This is a genomic window from Mycetocola sp. Y791 (assembly GCF_059445325.1).
This window is the reverse complement of the sequence record NZ_JCAIUC010000002.1, coordinates 833,594-847,698: the sequence shown is the minus strand read 5'-3', so window position 1 is coordinate 847,698 and position 14,105 is coordinate 833,594. Positions and strand designations below refer to the sequence as shown.

12 protein-coding genes are annotated in these 14,105 nt (G+C 63.1%); 3 read left to right on the top strand and 9 right to left on the bottom strand.

What is annotated here, in order from left to right; translation table 11 throughout:
- Window positions 1-143 precede the first annotated feature (143 nt).
- From AC1C2N_RS08860 to AC1C2N_RS08850, 3 genes are read left to right on the top strand one after another with little or no spacing between them, the layout of a single operon-like run.
- Window positions 144-1,946: a DUF4082 domain-containing protein gene (locus tag AC1C2N_RS08860; protein WP_495433703.1), complete on the top strand. Its 1,803-nt coding sequence runs from the start codon at window positions 144-146 to the stop codon at window positions 1,944-1,946.
- Entirely contained in the window at window positions 1,943-3,340 is a 1,398-nt protein-coding gene (locus AC1C2N_RS08855) for an O-antigen ligase family protein (RefSeq protein WP_483405949.1), read from the top strand. The genes AC1C2N_RS08860 and AC1C2N_RS08855 overlap by 4 nt, the downstream gene beginning before the upstream one ends.
- Window positions 3,337-4,155, top strand: coding sequence for a chain-length determining protein (locus AC1C2N_RS08850; RefSeq protein WP_483405950.1), 819 nt, complete (start codon window positions 3,337-3,339; stop codon window positions 4,153-4,155). Before AC1C2N_RS08855 ends, AC1C2N_RS08850 begins: the two co-directional genes overlap by 4 nt.
- A gap of 13 nt (window positions 4,156-4,168) precedes the next feature.
- Here AC1C2N_RS08850 and AC1C2N_RS08845 read toward each other — a convergent pair whose 3' ends face one another.
- From AC1C2N_RS08845 to AC1C2N_RS08805, 9 genes are all read right to left on the bottom strand, one after another.
- Complete coding sequence (locus tag AC1C2N_RS08845; protein ID WP_495433702.1) at window positions 4,169-5,080, bottom strand: DUF6492 family protein; 912 nt, start codon at window positions 5,078-5,080, stop codon at window positions 4,169-4,171.
- Window positions 5,077-6,084, bottom strand: a complete 1,008-nt coding sequence (locus AC1C2N_RS08840; RefSeq protein ID WP_483405952.1) for a glycosyltransferase family protein — start codon at window positions 6,082-6,084, stop codon at window positions 5,077-5,079. The genes AC1C2N_RS08845 and AC1C2N_RS08840 overlap by 4 nt, the downstream gene beginning before the upstream one ends.
- A 158-nt stretch (window positions 6,085-6,242) precedes the next feature.
- Window positions 6,243-7,511, bottom strand: coding sequence for a glycosyltransferase (locus AC1C2N_RS08835; RefSeq protein WP_495433701.1), 1,269 nt, complete (start codon window positions 7,509-7,511; stop codon window positions 6,243-6,245).
- Window positions 7,508-9,022, bottom strand: a complete 1,515-nt coding sequence (locus AC1C2N_RS08830; RefSeq protein ID WP_483405954.1) for an oligosaccharide flippase family protein — start codon at window positions 9,020-9,022, stop codon at window positions 7,508-7,510. The genes AC1C2N_RS08835 and AC1C2N_RS08830 overlap by 4 nt, the downstream gene beginning before the upstream one ends.
- On the bottom strand, window positions 9,019-10,137 hold the full coding sequence (locus AC1C2N_RS08825) for a DegT/DnrJ/EryC1/StrS family aminotransferase (RefSeq protein WP_495433700.1): 1,119 nt from the start codon (window positions 10,135-10,137) through the stop codon (window positions 9,019-9,021). Before AC1C2N_RS08825 ends, AC1C2N_RS08830 begins: the two co-directional genes overlap by 4 nt.
- Window positions 10,134-10,832, bottom strand: a complete 699-nt coding sequence (locus AC1C2N_RS08820) for a NeuD/PglB/VioB family sugar acetyltransferase (protein WP_483405956.1) — start codon at window positions 10,830-10,832, stop codon at window positions 10,134-10,136. Before AC1C2N_RS08820 ends, AC1C2N_RS08825 begins: the two co-directional genes overlap by 4 nt.
- A gap of 3 nt (window positions 10,833-10,835) precedes the next feature.
- Window positions 10,836-12,011: a DegT/DnrJ/EryC1/StrS family aminotransferase gene (locus AC1C2N_RS08815; RefSeq protein WP_483405957.1), complete on the bottom strand. Its 1,176-nt coding sequence runs from the start codon at window positions 12,009-12,011 to the stop codon at window positions 10,836-10,838.
- Window positions 12,008-13,003, bottom strand: a complete 996-nt coding sequence (locus AC1C2N_RS08810; RefSeq protein ID WP_495433699.1) for an NAD-dependent epimerase/dehydratase family protein — start codon at window positions 13,001-13,003, stop codon at window positions 12,008-12,010. Before AC1C2N_RS08810 ends, AC1C2N_RS08815 begins: the two co-directional genes overlap by 4 nt.
- On the bottom strand, window positions 13,000-14,064 hold the full coding sequence (locus AC1C2N_RS08805; RefSeq protein WP_495433698.1) for a Gfo/Idh/MocA family protein: 1,065 nt from the start codon (window positions 14,062-14,064) through the stop codon (window positions 13,000-13,002). The genes AC1C2N_RS08810 and AC1C2N_RS08805 overlap by 4 nt, the downstream gene beginning before the upstream one ends.
- Between the last annotated feature and the right edge of the window lie 41 nt (window positions 14,065-14,105).

Genomic DNA, 14,105 nt, shown 5'->3' with positions numbered 1-14,105 from the left:
GACAAAGCCCCCCGTATGGGGGACTATCGAGTGGAGGGAACCCGAATATCTCTTTCGCACGCACCAATTCAGAAGGTCGGATCATGTCTTTATTTCATCGCGCCCGCCAGCCCGAAAAGCGCCGCGCCACCAGCCGATTCCGAGTGACAATCTCATCGGTGGTCGCCGTGCTTCTGGCTCTGGGCTCCTTCCAGGCGGCATACGCGGCGAGCCAGACGGCCCTGGATCCGGCCGTGTCCCCACGCACCATGACTGACCCCGATACCGCCCCTGTCGAGCTTGGAATGAAATTCAGCAGCACAACAGACGGCTCGGTGGACAGCATCCGATTCTACAAATCACCGCTGAACACGGGCTTGCACACCGGCTCGCTGTGGACAGGGGAAGGCGTGCTGCTGGCGCAAACGACATTTGCGAGCGAGTCGACATCGGGGTGGCAAACCGCGACCCTGGCGTCACCGGTGAAGATCCGAGCCAATGAACCATACGTGGTCTCGTACCACGCGCCCGGCGGACACTATTCGGTCACGATCGGCGATTTCGACTCTCCGACGACCCGGGGAGATCTCGCGCTTCCCGCCGGTGCCGGCGTCTACAGTTACGGCGAGTCAGCATTTCCCACGGACAGCTGGGAAAACTCCAACTACTTCGTCGACGTCAGCTTCACACCGTCGCTCGCTTCACAGCCCCAACCGAGCGAACCAGCGACGCCACCGATCGTGACGCCACCGGCAGAGCCGGGCGACCCGACAACGTCCGTCGGCACACTGCGCCAGGTCGACGGCGGCCCGGACTACTTCGACCAGTTCTCCAACTCCCTGCCGACCGACGCGAGCTTCTTCCCGGTCGGCGTGTGGTACGAGAGCATCCTGACTCGTCGCGATGTCCAGCGTGATCGAGACGCCGGGCTCAACCTGTATGTCGAGCTGACGTCAAATTCAGACACGTCCTTGCTGGGTCCGACCGGCCCATACGCCATTACCGGCAATGACATGCCAGGCACGGCCGGGCGGCTCACGACCGATGAAGCGGATATGTGGGGCGGTCCGGGAAGCGCCGCGTGGACCGGAAACGACCCGGGGCAGGGACCGATCTGCGCTCCGGCTGGCGCACAGTGCGGTTACACCATCATGGACACTCTCCGCAGGCAGATCGGTCCGGGCATCCTGGCCTACACGAACTACGGAAAGGGTGTGACTTTTTGGCAGACAGACGACGAAGCAGCTCGATTTGTGAACGACTATCAGGATGTGGTTTCGGTCGACAACTACTGGTTCACTGACCCGAATATCTGCGGCCCGTCCGAGGGCGGCCAAATGGTCGGCGGCCGGTCATTGACCCAGGCCGAATGCCGCCTGGCGAGCAATTACGGGTGGACTGTCGACCGCGTGCGTTCGCTGGTCGAGCCGACGGGGAGCAAGCCCGTGTGGGCTTTTGTTGAAGTCGGCCACCCGTTTAGTGAAAGTTACGCGCCAACGATCACAGGGCCCCAAATCCGCGCGGCCGTCTGGAGCAGCATCATCCATGGCGCTCGTGGCGTTGTGTACTTCAATCACAATTTCGGGGGAAGCTGCCTGTCACAACATGTACTCCGTGACGATTGTGGCTCAGCGGTACGACCGACGGTCACCGCGGTAAACGCCCAGATCGCGAGCCTGGCACCGGTGCTGAATGCACCCTTCCTTGACGGCGTCACCACCTCCGCCGGGGGCGTAGACCACATGACCAAGGTGCACGACGGTCGCGTGTATGTCTTCGCCGGATCGACGCAGCAGGAGGCACAAACGGTGACCATCACGAATGCCTGCGTGGGTACTGGCCCCCTGACGGTGATTGGCGAAGACCGCATTGTGTCCGCAATCAACGGCGCATTCAGCGACGGCTTTGAAGACGGAAACGCGGTCCACATTTACAGTGCCCCGGCAGATCCACGGTGCCTCGAGTGAGTCTGCCTCAGCCGCGCGCAGGAGAAGCGCGTCGGCGTACGTCGCCGCCGCTCTTGCTCCGCTTCGCGGCATTCAGCATCTTCTTCTTCCCCGCGAGCATGATCCTCGAGCCGTTGGGGGCGGCGGGTACAGTTCCGCTGCTTCTCGCCCTGACCCTGTTCGCGCTGTGGTTGGCGTCATGGCTGTTCGGCCTTCATGACCCAGTCGTCTTTCGCCACCCCGGGCGCATCGGGCTCGCACTGCTGATCCTGGGCACCTGCGCGTCGTATGTCGCGCTTTATGCGGGCTGGGTGGGCGAGAGCACCATCGCCGGTCGGGCGTCGGCCGACCGGTGGCTCCTGTTGCTCTTCGCGAGCGCCGGCCTGATCCTGGTCATCACAGAAACCGTTCGCACGATCGACGACGCACTCGTTGTGGTCAGAGCTCTTCTCGCCGGCGGAACGTTCTGCTGCCTCGTGGCGGTGACCCAGTTTTATCTGCACATCAATCCTGTGGAGTGGATTCAGCAAGCCATGCCAGGGTTCGTGTACAACGGCGGTGACACGACCTTCCAAGTGCGTGGTGCCCTGATCAGGGTCGCGGGCACGACCTTTACGCCGATCGAACTGGGCGTCGTCTGCTCGATGCTTCTCCCGATCTCCATTTGGAGGGGGCTACACGATCCGAAGGGCAAGAAGATCGTCCATTGGGCAGGAACCCTCCTGCTTGTTTTCGCCGTTGCGACGACAATCTCCCGCTCAGGTGTCCTCGGAGCGGTTGTGGGCATCCTGACCTTTCTCCCCTTTCTGCCCCGGGCCGCACGGCAGTGGGCACTGGTGCTCTCGCCAGCGGCCATCGTCGGCCTTTTTCTCGGAGTACCTGGGCTCGTCAGCACGCTCACCGGCGCCCTCACCGCAGACGCAAGCGACCCCTCAATCAGCACCAGGACCAACAACTACCCCCGAGTAGCGGAGATGGTGGAGGCCCATCCACTCGTCGGCACCGGCCCTGGGACTTACCTGCCGACAAACGCTCTGCAGATTCTCGACAACCAGTATCTGACCACCCTGGTATCGATGGGGCTTGTCGGACTGGCATGCCTGATCGCCTATCTGACCATCCCAGCCTTCGCCACCCTGGCCGCGGCCAGACGGGCGCAGAGTTCCGAGCTTCGCACCCTCGCCGGGGCCGTTGCCGCGGGCGGGATGGTCGCCGCCGCGTGCTCCGCGACCTTCGATTCCCTGTCATTTCCCGTCTTCGCGCTCCTCTACCCCGTGTTTGTGGGTCTAGGCGGTGCCATTTGGATCATGGTAAAAAAGGAGTATTCCTCAGATTTGGTAACGGCGAGGCCGACCGTCGCTGGAACGTCCACGCGATCCGGAGAACATGATGGAGGCACCCTGTGGACCCGATGAGTGTCTTGAAGACGGTGTGGCGACACAAAGCGTATGTCCTCCCGGTATTGCTCCTCACCCTCCTTGCAGCAGGCTACGTATTCCAGTTCGGCCCGCGGTCCTACGAAGCCAACATGAGCTTCGCAATGGTCAATCCCCGGGTACCAACGGAAACGGAACTCCTCGAGCACCCTGAGCTCGCCGAGCTGAACTCCGACAATCCATACCTGCGCTCGTCCGACCCTGCGCTCATCTCGGACGTCCTGATCACTCGGTTAGGCGACAGGTCGATGATGGAGTCTCTGGAGGACGCGGGCCTCAGCCCTGACTACACGGTGGCCCGCAGCGCAAATGGAAACGGGTTCGTCATCGATATAGTGGGGGTTTCAACGGCGCCCGAAGACGCCGTCGCGACCACGCGGGCGTTGGGCGATGTGCTGGTCAGCGAGTTACGCGCGATACAGACCGTCAATGGGGCGGATGAAACCTACCTCTTCACGGCTCTGGCAATATCGTCGCCAGACCGGGCGGAGGAGCAGTTCTCCAGCCGCCTCCGGTCGGTCATCCTGGTAGCACTCGGCGGCGGCGTGCTCCTGTTCGGAGCCATTTCTCTCGCCCGTTCGCTCGAAATGAGCGGCAGCCGGCCCGCGCCGGGCTCACCGGCCCCTGGCCCAGGCACAGGCGGGCCAGGCGGCAGTGGCGGCACAGGCGGCACTGTTTCCCCGAACCAAATTCCCTACAGGGCGAGGAAAGTGACGAGCGTCCGTCAACCCTCAGAGCCAGACCGCGCCCGCCCGGGTGTTTCCCACCCTGTCGCTTCCACGAAAAGCCACTGACCCCTTCTGGTTGTCAACCGGCCGCCGGCGCCTCAAAGTCTCTGAACGCAGCGCGCCGAACCTCCAACGCGGTACCCGACTTTGCCGAAATCATGACCGCTATATCCGACGGTCGGGTATGTGCAAGCAAATCACCCAACTCTTCTTGGGTCAGCGGTGTCTCTTCGTAATGGTTGACACACCTCATGTCGCCCGTCGACGGACGCAGGCGGTCGCGATCGAAAATCTCATCCACGTACACCCCGTAGAGGATCATTTCGGAGAAGTGGAGTTCCCGCGCAACGGCCGTTTGCCACTGACGGCCAGTAGTAGCCTCGATCCGCCGGAGCATGGACCGCACGATCGTGGGACTCCATGCACAAGGACAGCAGATGTAATCGGGGAGCGGGCCAGGTGGAGTCGCTGAGAGCCCGAGCAGCCGACGAGCGGCGTCATGCCACAGACGATGGCGTGGCAGGGTCCCGTCGATACCCTGTGGCACGCGAAACAAGGCAACAGTACCGTCGGCGCCAAAGGTCTCACCGGTGATCGGACGGATGAGCACCAGGTCGGAGTCGATCAGCAGAACGACGTCGGTCGTCATCGAGGCTGCGACCGCCAGTTTGAGAATCTGCTGGGTGATCCACCCTCTCACAGGCGGATAGGGTCGGCGGAAATTGATCCAGATATTCGCCCGAGGCACCTTGAGGAAGTTTCTCGGCAGATACGCATCTGCTGGCTCGATGACGGTCCGGCGGCTCGCGAGGCCCCGAAACGTCCCGAGGTCCTTCTGCGGAACAATCACGTGATGAACGACCGTGTCGCCGGTATTCCGTAACACACTGGCGACGAGATCAACACAGAGCTCCTTGTCCGGGCGGTAGCTCGGTGTGACAACACTGAGTGACAGGCCCTGGCTCTCACCAGCGGGAAGCGGCCCGGTCACGACAGGTTCCTCTCTCGGGCAAGGTTCCCGCCGTCCCCGCTTGGAGACGGGGAAACCTGTTGGTCCACGAGTTGGAGGAATTGTTTGGCGCGCGCATCCCAGCTGTGCAGTCTGGCAAAGTCCTGGCGCGCCAGGGCCGCGGCGGTATCCTCCGGCTGCTGGAGCGCGGTCTCTACCGCACGCGCGAAGTCGGAAGGCTCGGAACAGAGGGTGATATGAGGGGTGTTCAGCCAACGGGAAGACGGCAGATCGGTTGAAACCACCGGAATTCCCGCTGCGAGATACTCAAGAGTTTTCAGCGGGAAGCTTGCGCGGTTGAAGGCCGAATTCACATAGGGCGTCAGCCCGAGGGCGAGCCGCGACAGGTGCTCCTGCACCTCGCCGCCCGGTACAGCACCGGCCCACTCGACATTGGGTGAGGCCAGGAAGCGGTCCAGCCGCCGCTCAAAGCCGGCGCTTCCGTGCGATCGCGGCCCGATCACGCGGATTGCTACCCCGGTATCCCGCACAGCTTCGAGGACCCCGAGGTCAAGCCGCTCATTGAGCTGTCCAACGAGCCCCACAACGCGATCTCGCACGGCTGGCCGGTAATCGCTGACAGGGAGCGGACTCCCGTTGGGGAGAACAACCGATTCACCCCGATGGTCGACAAGAAGCGATAACTGCTCAAGAAGTTGCGGCGAGACGGCCGCAACAAAGTCCGCTCTCTGGAGATTTTTCGTGAGGATTCTCTTCACCGACGCTCGGGATAGGCCCATGAGCCGAGCCCCTGCTAACCAGTCGTCCGTAACATAGAGCACTCTGATCCCGCCGATGCCCTCGGGAAAGCGAGCCAGAGGGAACGCCACAACCGTTGCAACGACGTGAGCGCTCCTCGCGGCCACAAGCTTCCGGATCTGGTCGCTGAGAAGCCACGACGTTGCGCTTCGGATTACAGGCCTGGTCACGCCCGGCAGGGTCGTGATCGTCAGGCGGGTCACGCCGGGCAGCACGTCTCGCGCCATGAGCCTGGGCTGAGCTCCGCCTAACGGATTCCATCCGACCGGAGGGTCCACCCAGATCACGTGAACAGAGTCAGCGATGGCAAGTACCATTCGCTGGTCTGTTCCGGGAACGTCGTCCCAGTTCGTACCGGAAATCCAGACCACCGTTGCTTCCGCGCTCATCGCACCGCTCCTGTCCATCGCGCGCTATCCAGGGGTGAGGCCCCCGCCACCGGCGCTGAGTTGAAATCGTCACTTTTGAGGGTGCCTTTTACGCGGTCGGCCACCCTGCCCAGTTCGTATCCCGCGAACGCCCGGATGGCACGGACATCGTCACCGACCCGACGGATCCGCCGCGCCGTCGACACCTCGTCATAGATCTCCAGTTGACGGCGCGCCGCCCCCTCGAGTGAGAACCTCTCTCCCACGGTCTGGAGGCCGAATAGTCCGAGCTCGCGTCGCAATACTTCGTCGCTGAGCAGGTCTCGAAGGATTGATGCCAGCACTTCGGGCCCCCGGAGGGCGTCCTGTCCGATCCCATACCAACCGCGCCAGAGGAACTGCGAAAGCGACGACGGCGTCAACAATTCCCAGTATCCCCGCTCCCCTTGAACCACCAACGGCTTTCCGAAAGCGAGGGATCGAAGCGCGGAACCTCCCATACCGAGCGCGATGTCGGCCACCGCATACGCGGCGCGCGGGTCGTCAAGCTGCCCGGTAACGACGACCGTTCCACTGCCCCTCGCGCCATTCACCTGTGCTGCCTCGCGCTCCACACGGGCTCTCGCTGGTCCGTCGCCGACGATAAGGAGGCAGACCGGAAGGTTCACCGATAACTCCCCAATGGCGGCGATGGCGGCAAGCACCCCTTCCAGCTTCAACTCGTCGGCCAGGCGCGTAACGAGCGAAACAACCAACCTGCCGGGGGCAAGCCCCCATGTCGTCCTGAACTGTTCCTGGCCGAAGTCGCCGTCCGGTCGATTCTGTTCCAGATCCACCGGGGGCTCGATGAGCGCAACGGATTCCCGCCCGAAGCCTCGTTCAGCGTGGGCAATTTGATCGGTGCCGACGATCAACGGCATGTATTTCGGAATGAACGGCGCAACCGACATGGACATCACCGTCGCTACCGCCGACCCTCTCCCAGCGGACCGAATCGCTGCGAGGCCCTCGAGCGCTGGCGGCCATTCGTACCCGTGGACGATGTCCACAGCGCGGCCCCTCACCAATTTGGAGAGTGCGAGCACGACGTTGGGAGAAGGCCTTCGGTGAGGCCTCGGTGACTCGATGAATTCGAGACCGTTGCGGTCAATTTGCTGCACGAGAGGCCCGGGACGGCCGAACACAACCACGTCATGCCCCAGGCGCTGGACCGCCCCGGCTATCTCGATCGCATTGATCTGGCTTCCGCCGATCCCCAGGTCATGGGGGTAAACGAGAACTCTCACTTCGCCATCTCCTCGTCCGACGTCGGACTACCTGCCCCGCTGCGCCCTGCGCTACCCGCACGACCGATAGCTCGCAATATCTGAAGGTCTGCGCGGCGCCGATACACCATCGCCAATGAAACCGCTCCGGCCAGCGTCAGTCCCGACATAAGAGCAACGAGTGGGCTCTCGATTCGGGAGGAGAGAAACCAGACAGCGACGCCGACCAGGGCCGCGAGGCTGATCGGCATCCAGACGGCACCCAGCAACCGACGAACCGCGATACCACTGCGCGAGAGGCGCCACGCGTAAAGCGGCAGAATCAGGATGAGTGATGTGATTGCCTGCGCTGCCGCCAACCCCGCCAAACCGTTCGTGAGTGCACCAGCGGTCAAAGCCGGAATCAAAACCACCAGACTGCCGACCTGCACGGAGAAGACCGTGCCCGACTTCCCCTTAACCACGAGGTAGTCGTATGCCAGCTCGCAAAACACCCTGCAGGTAGCACCAAGGACGAGCCAGGAGAGCGCGCTCGCTGCCGGGATCCACTCGCTCCCGTAGACAAAGCTGACCAAAGGTACGGCCGCCCCGGCGATGAACGCGATGAGAGGAAGGATCGCAGCGGCAACGATGCCAACGAGTGACACCAACGCTCCCTGCATTTCTGTCTCCCGGTGTTGCAGCGAAGAGAATGCCGCAGGGGCGACCCGCCGCAGCGGCTGCGACACGATACTGACCGGCCAGTTCGACAGGTTGAAGGCCAGGACGTAGAACCCCAGGTAGACGCCCCCGAGGACGCTCCCAACGATCAACTGATCGGCGTAGCCGACCACGAAAACGATGATGCTCGTGCCGGCGAGCGGCAACCCGAAACGCAGCAAAGGCCCGACGACTGCCCGGTCGAGTCCGAAGCGGTACGGCATCGGCGAAACGACCAAAAATAGCACTGCCGCGATGACGCTGCCCACAAGTCGCCCTATTGCCAGCGACATGGCGCCCATACCCGCGAGCGCGAGAACGACCGAAAGCACCGACCCTCCCCAGACGTTGATCTGATCGATGATCATGCGGGGCTTTTCCCTGAACTCACGCTGGAGAAGCGCGGCAGGTGACGCCACTATGCCGTTGACGAGAACACTGATTATCAGGACGCGTACCACGTCCGTGGCCTCAGGATCTCCCATAGCAGCGGTGAAAACGGGAGCGGCCGCAAAGGCTGCGGCGCAGAAGACCGCACTGCCCAACACAGAGATCGTGTTAACGGTTGGCACGATCCTCTTCGGATCGTCTGGCCATCGCACGATCGCCAGGCTGACCCCCAGCTCATTGAAGCTGAGGACCGCCATCAGCGCGATGAGAGCGACGGCAAAGGTGCCGAAGGATTCGGGGCCAAGCACGCGAGCGAGAACAATACCGATCCCCAGGGTTGCAACCCTGGACACCAGCGTATTTGCCAGGCTCCAGGCGAATGCACTCGAAGCGCCCTGCTGGGCGCGACGGCCGGCGGGATCGCTCCGGGAAGACCTGGTCACTGCTGCAACGCATTCACCAGATGGCGCACCACGTAGCGCTGCTGCTCACGAGTGATGTGCGGGTAGATAGGAAGGGAGAGCATCGTTTCGGCTGCGGCTTCCGTCACGGGAAAGGCGCCGGCACTGTAGCCGAGGTGTTTGAAAGCGCGAGTCCTGTGCACAGGCACCGGGTAGTGGACTCCCACCCCGACGCCGGCTTCTCCGAGCACTCGCATGATCCGATCGCGCTCCGCTACCCGAATGACGTAAAGATGCCACGCGTCGACGTTCCCGGCAGAAGTCTGGGGCAATGTAACCGGGTCGACATCGGCAAGCAATTCGGCGTAGTAAGCAGCCGCCGTTCGACGAGCCTCGTTCCACCCTTCGAGACGGCGTAGCTTGGCGTTCAGGACGACGGCCTGGACCGTGTCGAGGCGCGAGTTCATTCCGATAACGTCGTGTTGGTATTTGACGGCGCTTCCATGGGCGCCGAGGAGTCGGACATGCGCCGCAACCTGGTCACTGCTCGTCGTCACAGCGCCGGCGTCGCCTGCGGCTCCCAGGTTCTTGCCCGGGTAGAAGCTGGTACCTGCCGCCACACCCAGCGAGCCGGCCGCCTTGCCGTGCCTGGTTGCGCCCTGCGACTGCGCCGCATCTTCCACGATCACAGCGCCGCTCGCGAGCGCGATCGGCGTCAGGAGTTCGACCGGGGCGACCTGCCCGAAAAGATGCACGGGAACGATCGCCTGCGTCAGGTCGGTCACGGCCTCCGCGACACGACTCGGGTCGATGAGCAGATGCGTCTGGTCGACATCGACAAGAACCGGTCGCGCACCGATCCGTGAGACGGCTTCGGCTGTCGCGATGAATGTATTCGCCGGCAGAATCACCTCTCCGCCCGGCGTGACCCCGGAAGCCCGGAGCGCAAGCTCGAGAGCGTCTGTGCCGTTGGCAACCCCGACGCAATGGACGGTGCCAACCAGCCGGGCATACGCCTTCTCGAATTCGCCTACTTGCGGACCACCGATGAACGCGGTGTTGTCAAACACATCCCTCAAACCCGCGTTGATCTCTTCACTCACTTCCGCCTGCTGCGCGCCCAGGTCCACGAGCGGGATCCTCTGGAGAACGTTCATGATGACCTTTCGGTTGTTGGTGCCGCACCAGCCGCTGGCGGGATTGGAGTGATGATCTCAGGCGGTGCACCAAGAGCCCTGGCCGGTATTCCGGCCCACGTTTCTCCGTCAGGAAGGTGTTGGAGCAGAACTGCTCCCATCCCGAGCACGGCGTATTGACCGACGTTCAGGCGCTGTCTCACCGAGGCGTTCATCCCGATATAGGCGCCTCGTCCGATTCGTACGTCGCCACCAAACGTCGCTCCCGCCGCTATGGTTCCGAAGTCCTCCACCGTGTCGCCGTGGGTCAGGGTGACGTTCGGCATAACGACGACGTGACTGCCGATCGAGACATCGGCGGTGAGAACGGCGTGTGCCAGCACTATTGATCCGGGCCCCACGGTGGCGCCGCCGTTGTTGCTCACGCTCGGATCCACGAGCGTTGTGTACGCATCCCGCTCAACCCCGAGCAGTGCAAGTCGGTCGACAATCGCTTCCCTGACAGCTCCAGCGCCAACGCAAACGAGGAGCTTGGTGTCGATGTAGTCAACGGCTCGTTCAATGGCACCGAGAACGGGCAGTCCGGCGAAGGACTCGCCCATATCCGCCCAGCCGTCGTCGAGTATCCCGAACACCGTGTGGGATGAGCCAGCCCGTGCCAACGCGAGCGCTTCGCGAGCTAGCCCGCTGGCCCCGATCAACAGAGTTTTCTCCATCCGTCACCTCCTCGCGTCAACGTGACCTCGATCGGCCATCCGGTGACCTGCCGGTTCCTTGATCGCGTCGACCACCCGCCCGATTTCGTCCGGGGTGATCTGATGGAACACCGGCAGAATCAGGGTCGTGTCCGTGAGCAGTTCCGTCACAGAAAGGTCAGCTGAGCCGGTATCCCGACCTCGGTAGGCGGGCTGGCGGTGAGACGCCATAATGCCGCGGCGGGCAGAGATGTCAGCAGCGGCGAGGTGCTCCAGGAGCCCGTCCCTGGTCAGGGGATAGCCGGAACCAACTTCCAGCCACAGGGATTGGAAGTTGCTCGTTCCCCACGGAGGGTCGGTTACGACCCGGATTCCGTCGACATCGGCGAGGGTCTCAGCATAAGTTGCCGCCACCTCCCGTCGTCGCACGACGATCTCGGCCAGTCGACCGAGCTGAACGATACCGACAGCTGCCTGAAGATCGGTCATGCGGTAGTTGAAGCCGATCTCGCTGTACTCCTCGGGCGGAGCAAGCACGCTCGAGTGACGCGCGGTGGCAGACACACTCATCGAGTGCTCCCGAAGTCGCCGCGCTCGATCGGCCCAGGCCTCCCTGTTTGTCGTGAGCATCCCGCCCTCACCCGTCGTGAGAAGTTTGCGGGGATGGAACGACCAGGCCGCGATATCAGCCCCCGCCCCGACCGGGGCACCCCGATAGGTCGATCCCGCGCCGCAAGCGGCGTCCTCGATAACACGAATGCCGCGCTCATCGCAGAGAGCACGGATGGGATCGAGGTCAGCGGGGACGCCGCCCTGATCGACGACGATAACCGCGGTTGTCCGTTCGGTGAGGGCTTCGGCAATCGTGGTTGCTGTCACGTTTCCGGTGTCTCTGTCGACATCGGCGAAGACCGGTCGCGCGCCGACGTATGTCGGCGCATTCGCCGTCGCGATGAACGAGAACGACGGCACGACAACGTCGTCACCGGCACGGACGCCTGCAACCACCAGGGCAAGGTGCAGCGCAGTCGTGCAATTGGACGTTGCGACCGCGAACGACGCGTCCATGGCATCCGCGAAAAGCGTTTCGAAACGCGCGACCTGCGGCCCCTGAGCGACCCAGCCGGACTCGAGAACCGCGGTGACCGCCGCGATCTCTTCCGCGCCGAGCCAGGGCTTCATCACGTTGATGCGGGTCATGCCGGTACCGCCGACTGCGTCGTTGAGATCTCGTCGCGCAGCGGCTGCCACCACGCGACGAGCTGACGGAGACCGTCCTCGAGCGGAACTGTGGCGTCGAACCCCAGGTCCCGGCTGGCGGCCGACGTGTCTGCGAGGCGGCGGGCCACGCCATTAACGGCGCGTTCAGGGCCATGTTCGACCTCGAGGTCAGAGTCCATCGCCCGCAACAGCGTTTCGGCGAGATCGAGAAGACTCGTCTCGGTTCCACTCGCAATGTTGTAGACGCCATCGGTGGTCCCCGACGCTGCGGCGAGCAGGTTTGCCCTGGCGATGTCGGTAGTGAAGACGAAGTCCATGGTCTGCCGACCATCGCCGAAGATCAGCGGCGGCTTGCCGTCGGCGATCCGCTCCATCCAGCGCACAAGCACTTCGGTGTACACACCGTGCACATCCATGCGAGGTCCGTAAACGTTGAAGTAACGCAGGAGGGTGAAGTCGAGTCCGTACATCGCACGGAAACTCCGCAGCATCCCTTCGTTGAACGACTTGGCCGCTCCATAGAACGTGTCGTTGTTGTGGTGGTGGTGGCGTTCCGTGGTGGGGAACTGCTCGGCCATGCCATAGACGGAAGCGCTCGACGCCGCGATGACCTTATCGACGGATGCCTCCACCGCTGCTTCGAGAACGTTGAAGGTACCGTCGACGAGCACCTCGAGCGCCAGTCGCGGGTCTTCGGCGCACTGTGTGATGCGGATCGCCGCCTGGTGAAAGACCAGATCTTTGCCACGCGTGACGTCGTGGACCAGGTCACGGTCGCGAATGTCACCCTCGACGAGGGTGACCCGTCCGGACTGAATGGCACCGTCGAGATTCGCCCTGCGCCCTCGAACCAGGTTGTCGAGCACATCGACATGATCCACCCCGGCCTCGAGAAGCTGATCTACGATGGTCGACCCAATCGTGCCTGCTCCGCCGGTGACCAGAACCTGTGCTCCGTGCAAATCACTCATCGCGCCGTCTCCATCTGTTCGCCTCGTATAGGGATTACCGCGGCTCCGGATTGGGCCAGGCTTCGAGTTGCCGCTTCGAGCACCGAGAGAACCCGAAGCCCGGCTTCTCCGTCAGTGCGGGAGGGCCGGCCGGACCGGATGCTGGAAGCGAACTCCGCCGCCATGGTCGAGAGCGCTTCTCGCTCGGGAAGGGCGGGAGACCAGGTGTCACCGAGTCGGTAAGAAATGTTCGCGTCCCTCTCGTCGGAGCGCCCGGCAGATTGCTTACCGAGATCGACGCCACGGTCGTACACGCTGAGCCGCTGTTGCGGATTGAGGTCGTCCCAGACGAGCGTGCGCTTGCTTCCGCCGATCACCATCTGACGGATCTTGGTTGGACTCAGCCAGTTCACGTGCACGTGGGCGATCGCGCCGCTTTCCAGCGGGAGCGTGAGGTAACCGATGCAGGATCTCCCTGCCCCGAGCGGGTCTGCTCCCTGCGCAGCCACCGCCGTTGGCCTGAGGCCGCCAGGAAGGACAAAATCGAGGATGGAAAGGTCATGCGGGGCGAGGTCCCAGAACACGTCGACATCGGGTTGGATCAGGCCAAGGTTGATGCGTACCGAGTCGATGAAGAGGATTTCGCCAAGTTCTCCATCGGCAATCAGGTCTCGGATTTTGAGGACCGCCGGTGTATAGCAATAGGTGTGATCGGCCATGAGGATGAGGCCGCGGGTGGCCGCTTCGAGGACCATCGCCTGGCCATTACCGCCGGAATCTGCGAGCGGCTTTTCCACGACAACGTGTTTGCCAGCGGCGAGCGCCTGCATGGCAATCGGATAATGCGTTCGCGCCGGAGTGGCGATCGCGATCGCGTCGATAATGTCGGATTCCAGCAGTTCGGTCAGGGACGTGACCACTGACACCTGGCCAGACTGCTCGGCTAGTCGACTGGCCCTCTCCCGGTCCAGGTCGCAGATCGCGACGAGCTCCCACTCGGGGCTTGCCGAGAAATTGCGCGCGAGATTCGGACCCCAGTAGCCAGCGCCGACAACGGCGATCCGGAGTTTCTCCTGTGACATGTGTTCCCCTTCGGGGTGGTGTGGTTTGTGGGTCAAGCCGT

Coding starts and splice junctions, on each gene's coding strand:
- AC1C2N_RS08840 (WP_483405952.1), bottom strand. CDS start 6,084: ATGGCGCGAGACGTGCTGCCCGGCGTGACCCGCCTGACGATCACGACC.
- AC1C2N_RS08850 (WP_483405950.1), top strand. CDS start 3,337: ATGAGTGTCTTGAAGACGGTGTGGCGACACAAAGCGTATGTCCTCCCG.
- AC1C2N_RS08825 (WP_495433700.1), bottom strand. CDS start 10,137: ATGAACGTTCTCCAGAGGATCCCGCTCGTGGACCTGGGCGCGCAGCAG.
- AC1C2N_RS08820 (WP_483405956.1), bottom strand. CDS start 10,832: ATGGAGAAAACTCTGTTGATCGGGGCCAGCGGGCTAGCTCGCGAAGCG.
- AC1C2N_RS08810 (WP_495433699.1), bottom strand. CDS start 13,003: ATGAGTGATTTGCACGGAGCACAGGTTCTGGTCACCGGCGGAGCAGGC.
- AC1C2N_RS08805 (WP_495433698.1), bottom strand. CDS start 14,064: ATGTCACAGGAGAAACTCCGGATCGCCGTTGTCGGCGCTGGCTACTGG.
- AC1C2N_RS08815 (WP_483405957.1), bottom strand. CDS start 12,011: ATGACCCGCATCAACGTGATGAAGCCCTGGCTCGGCGCGGAAGAGATC.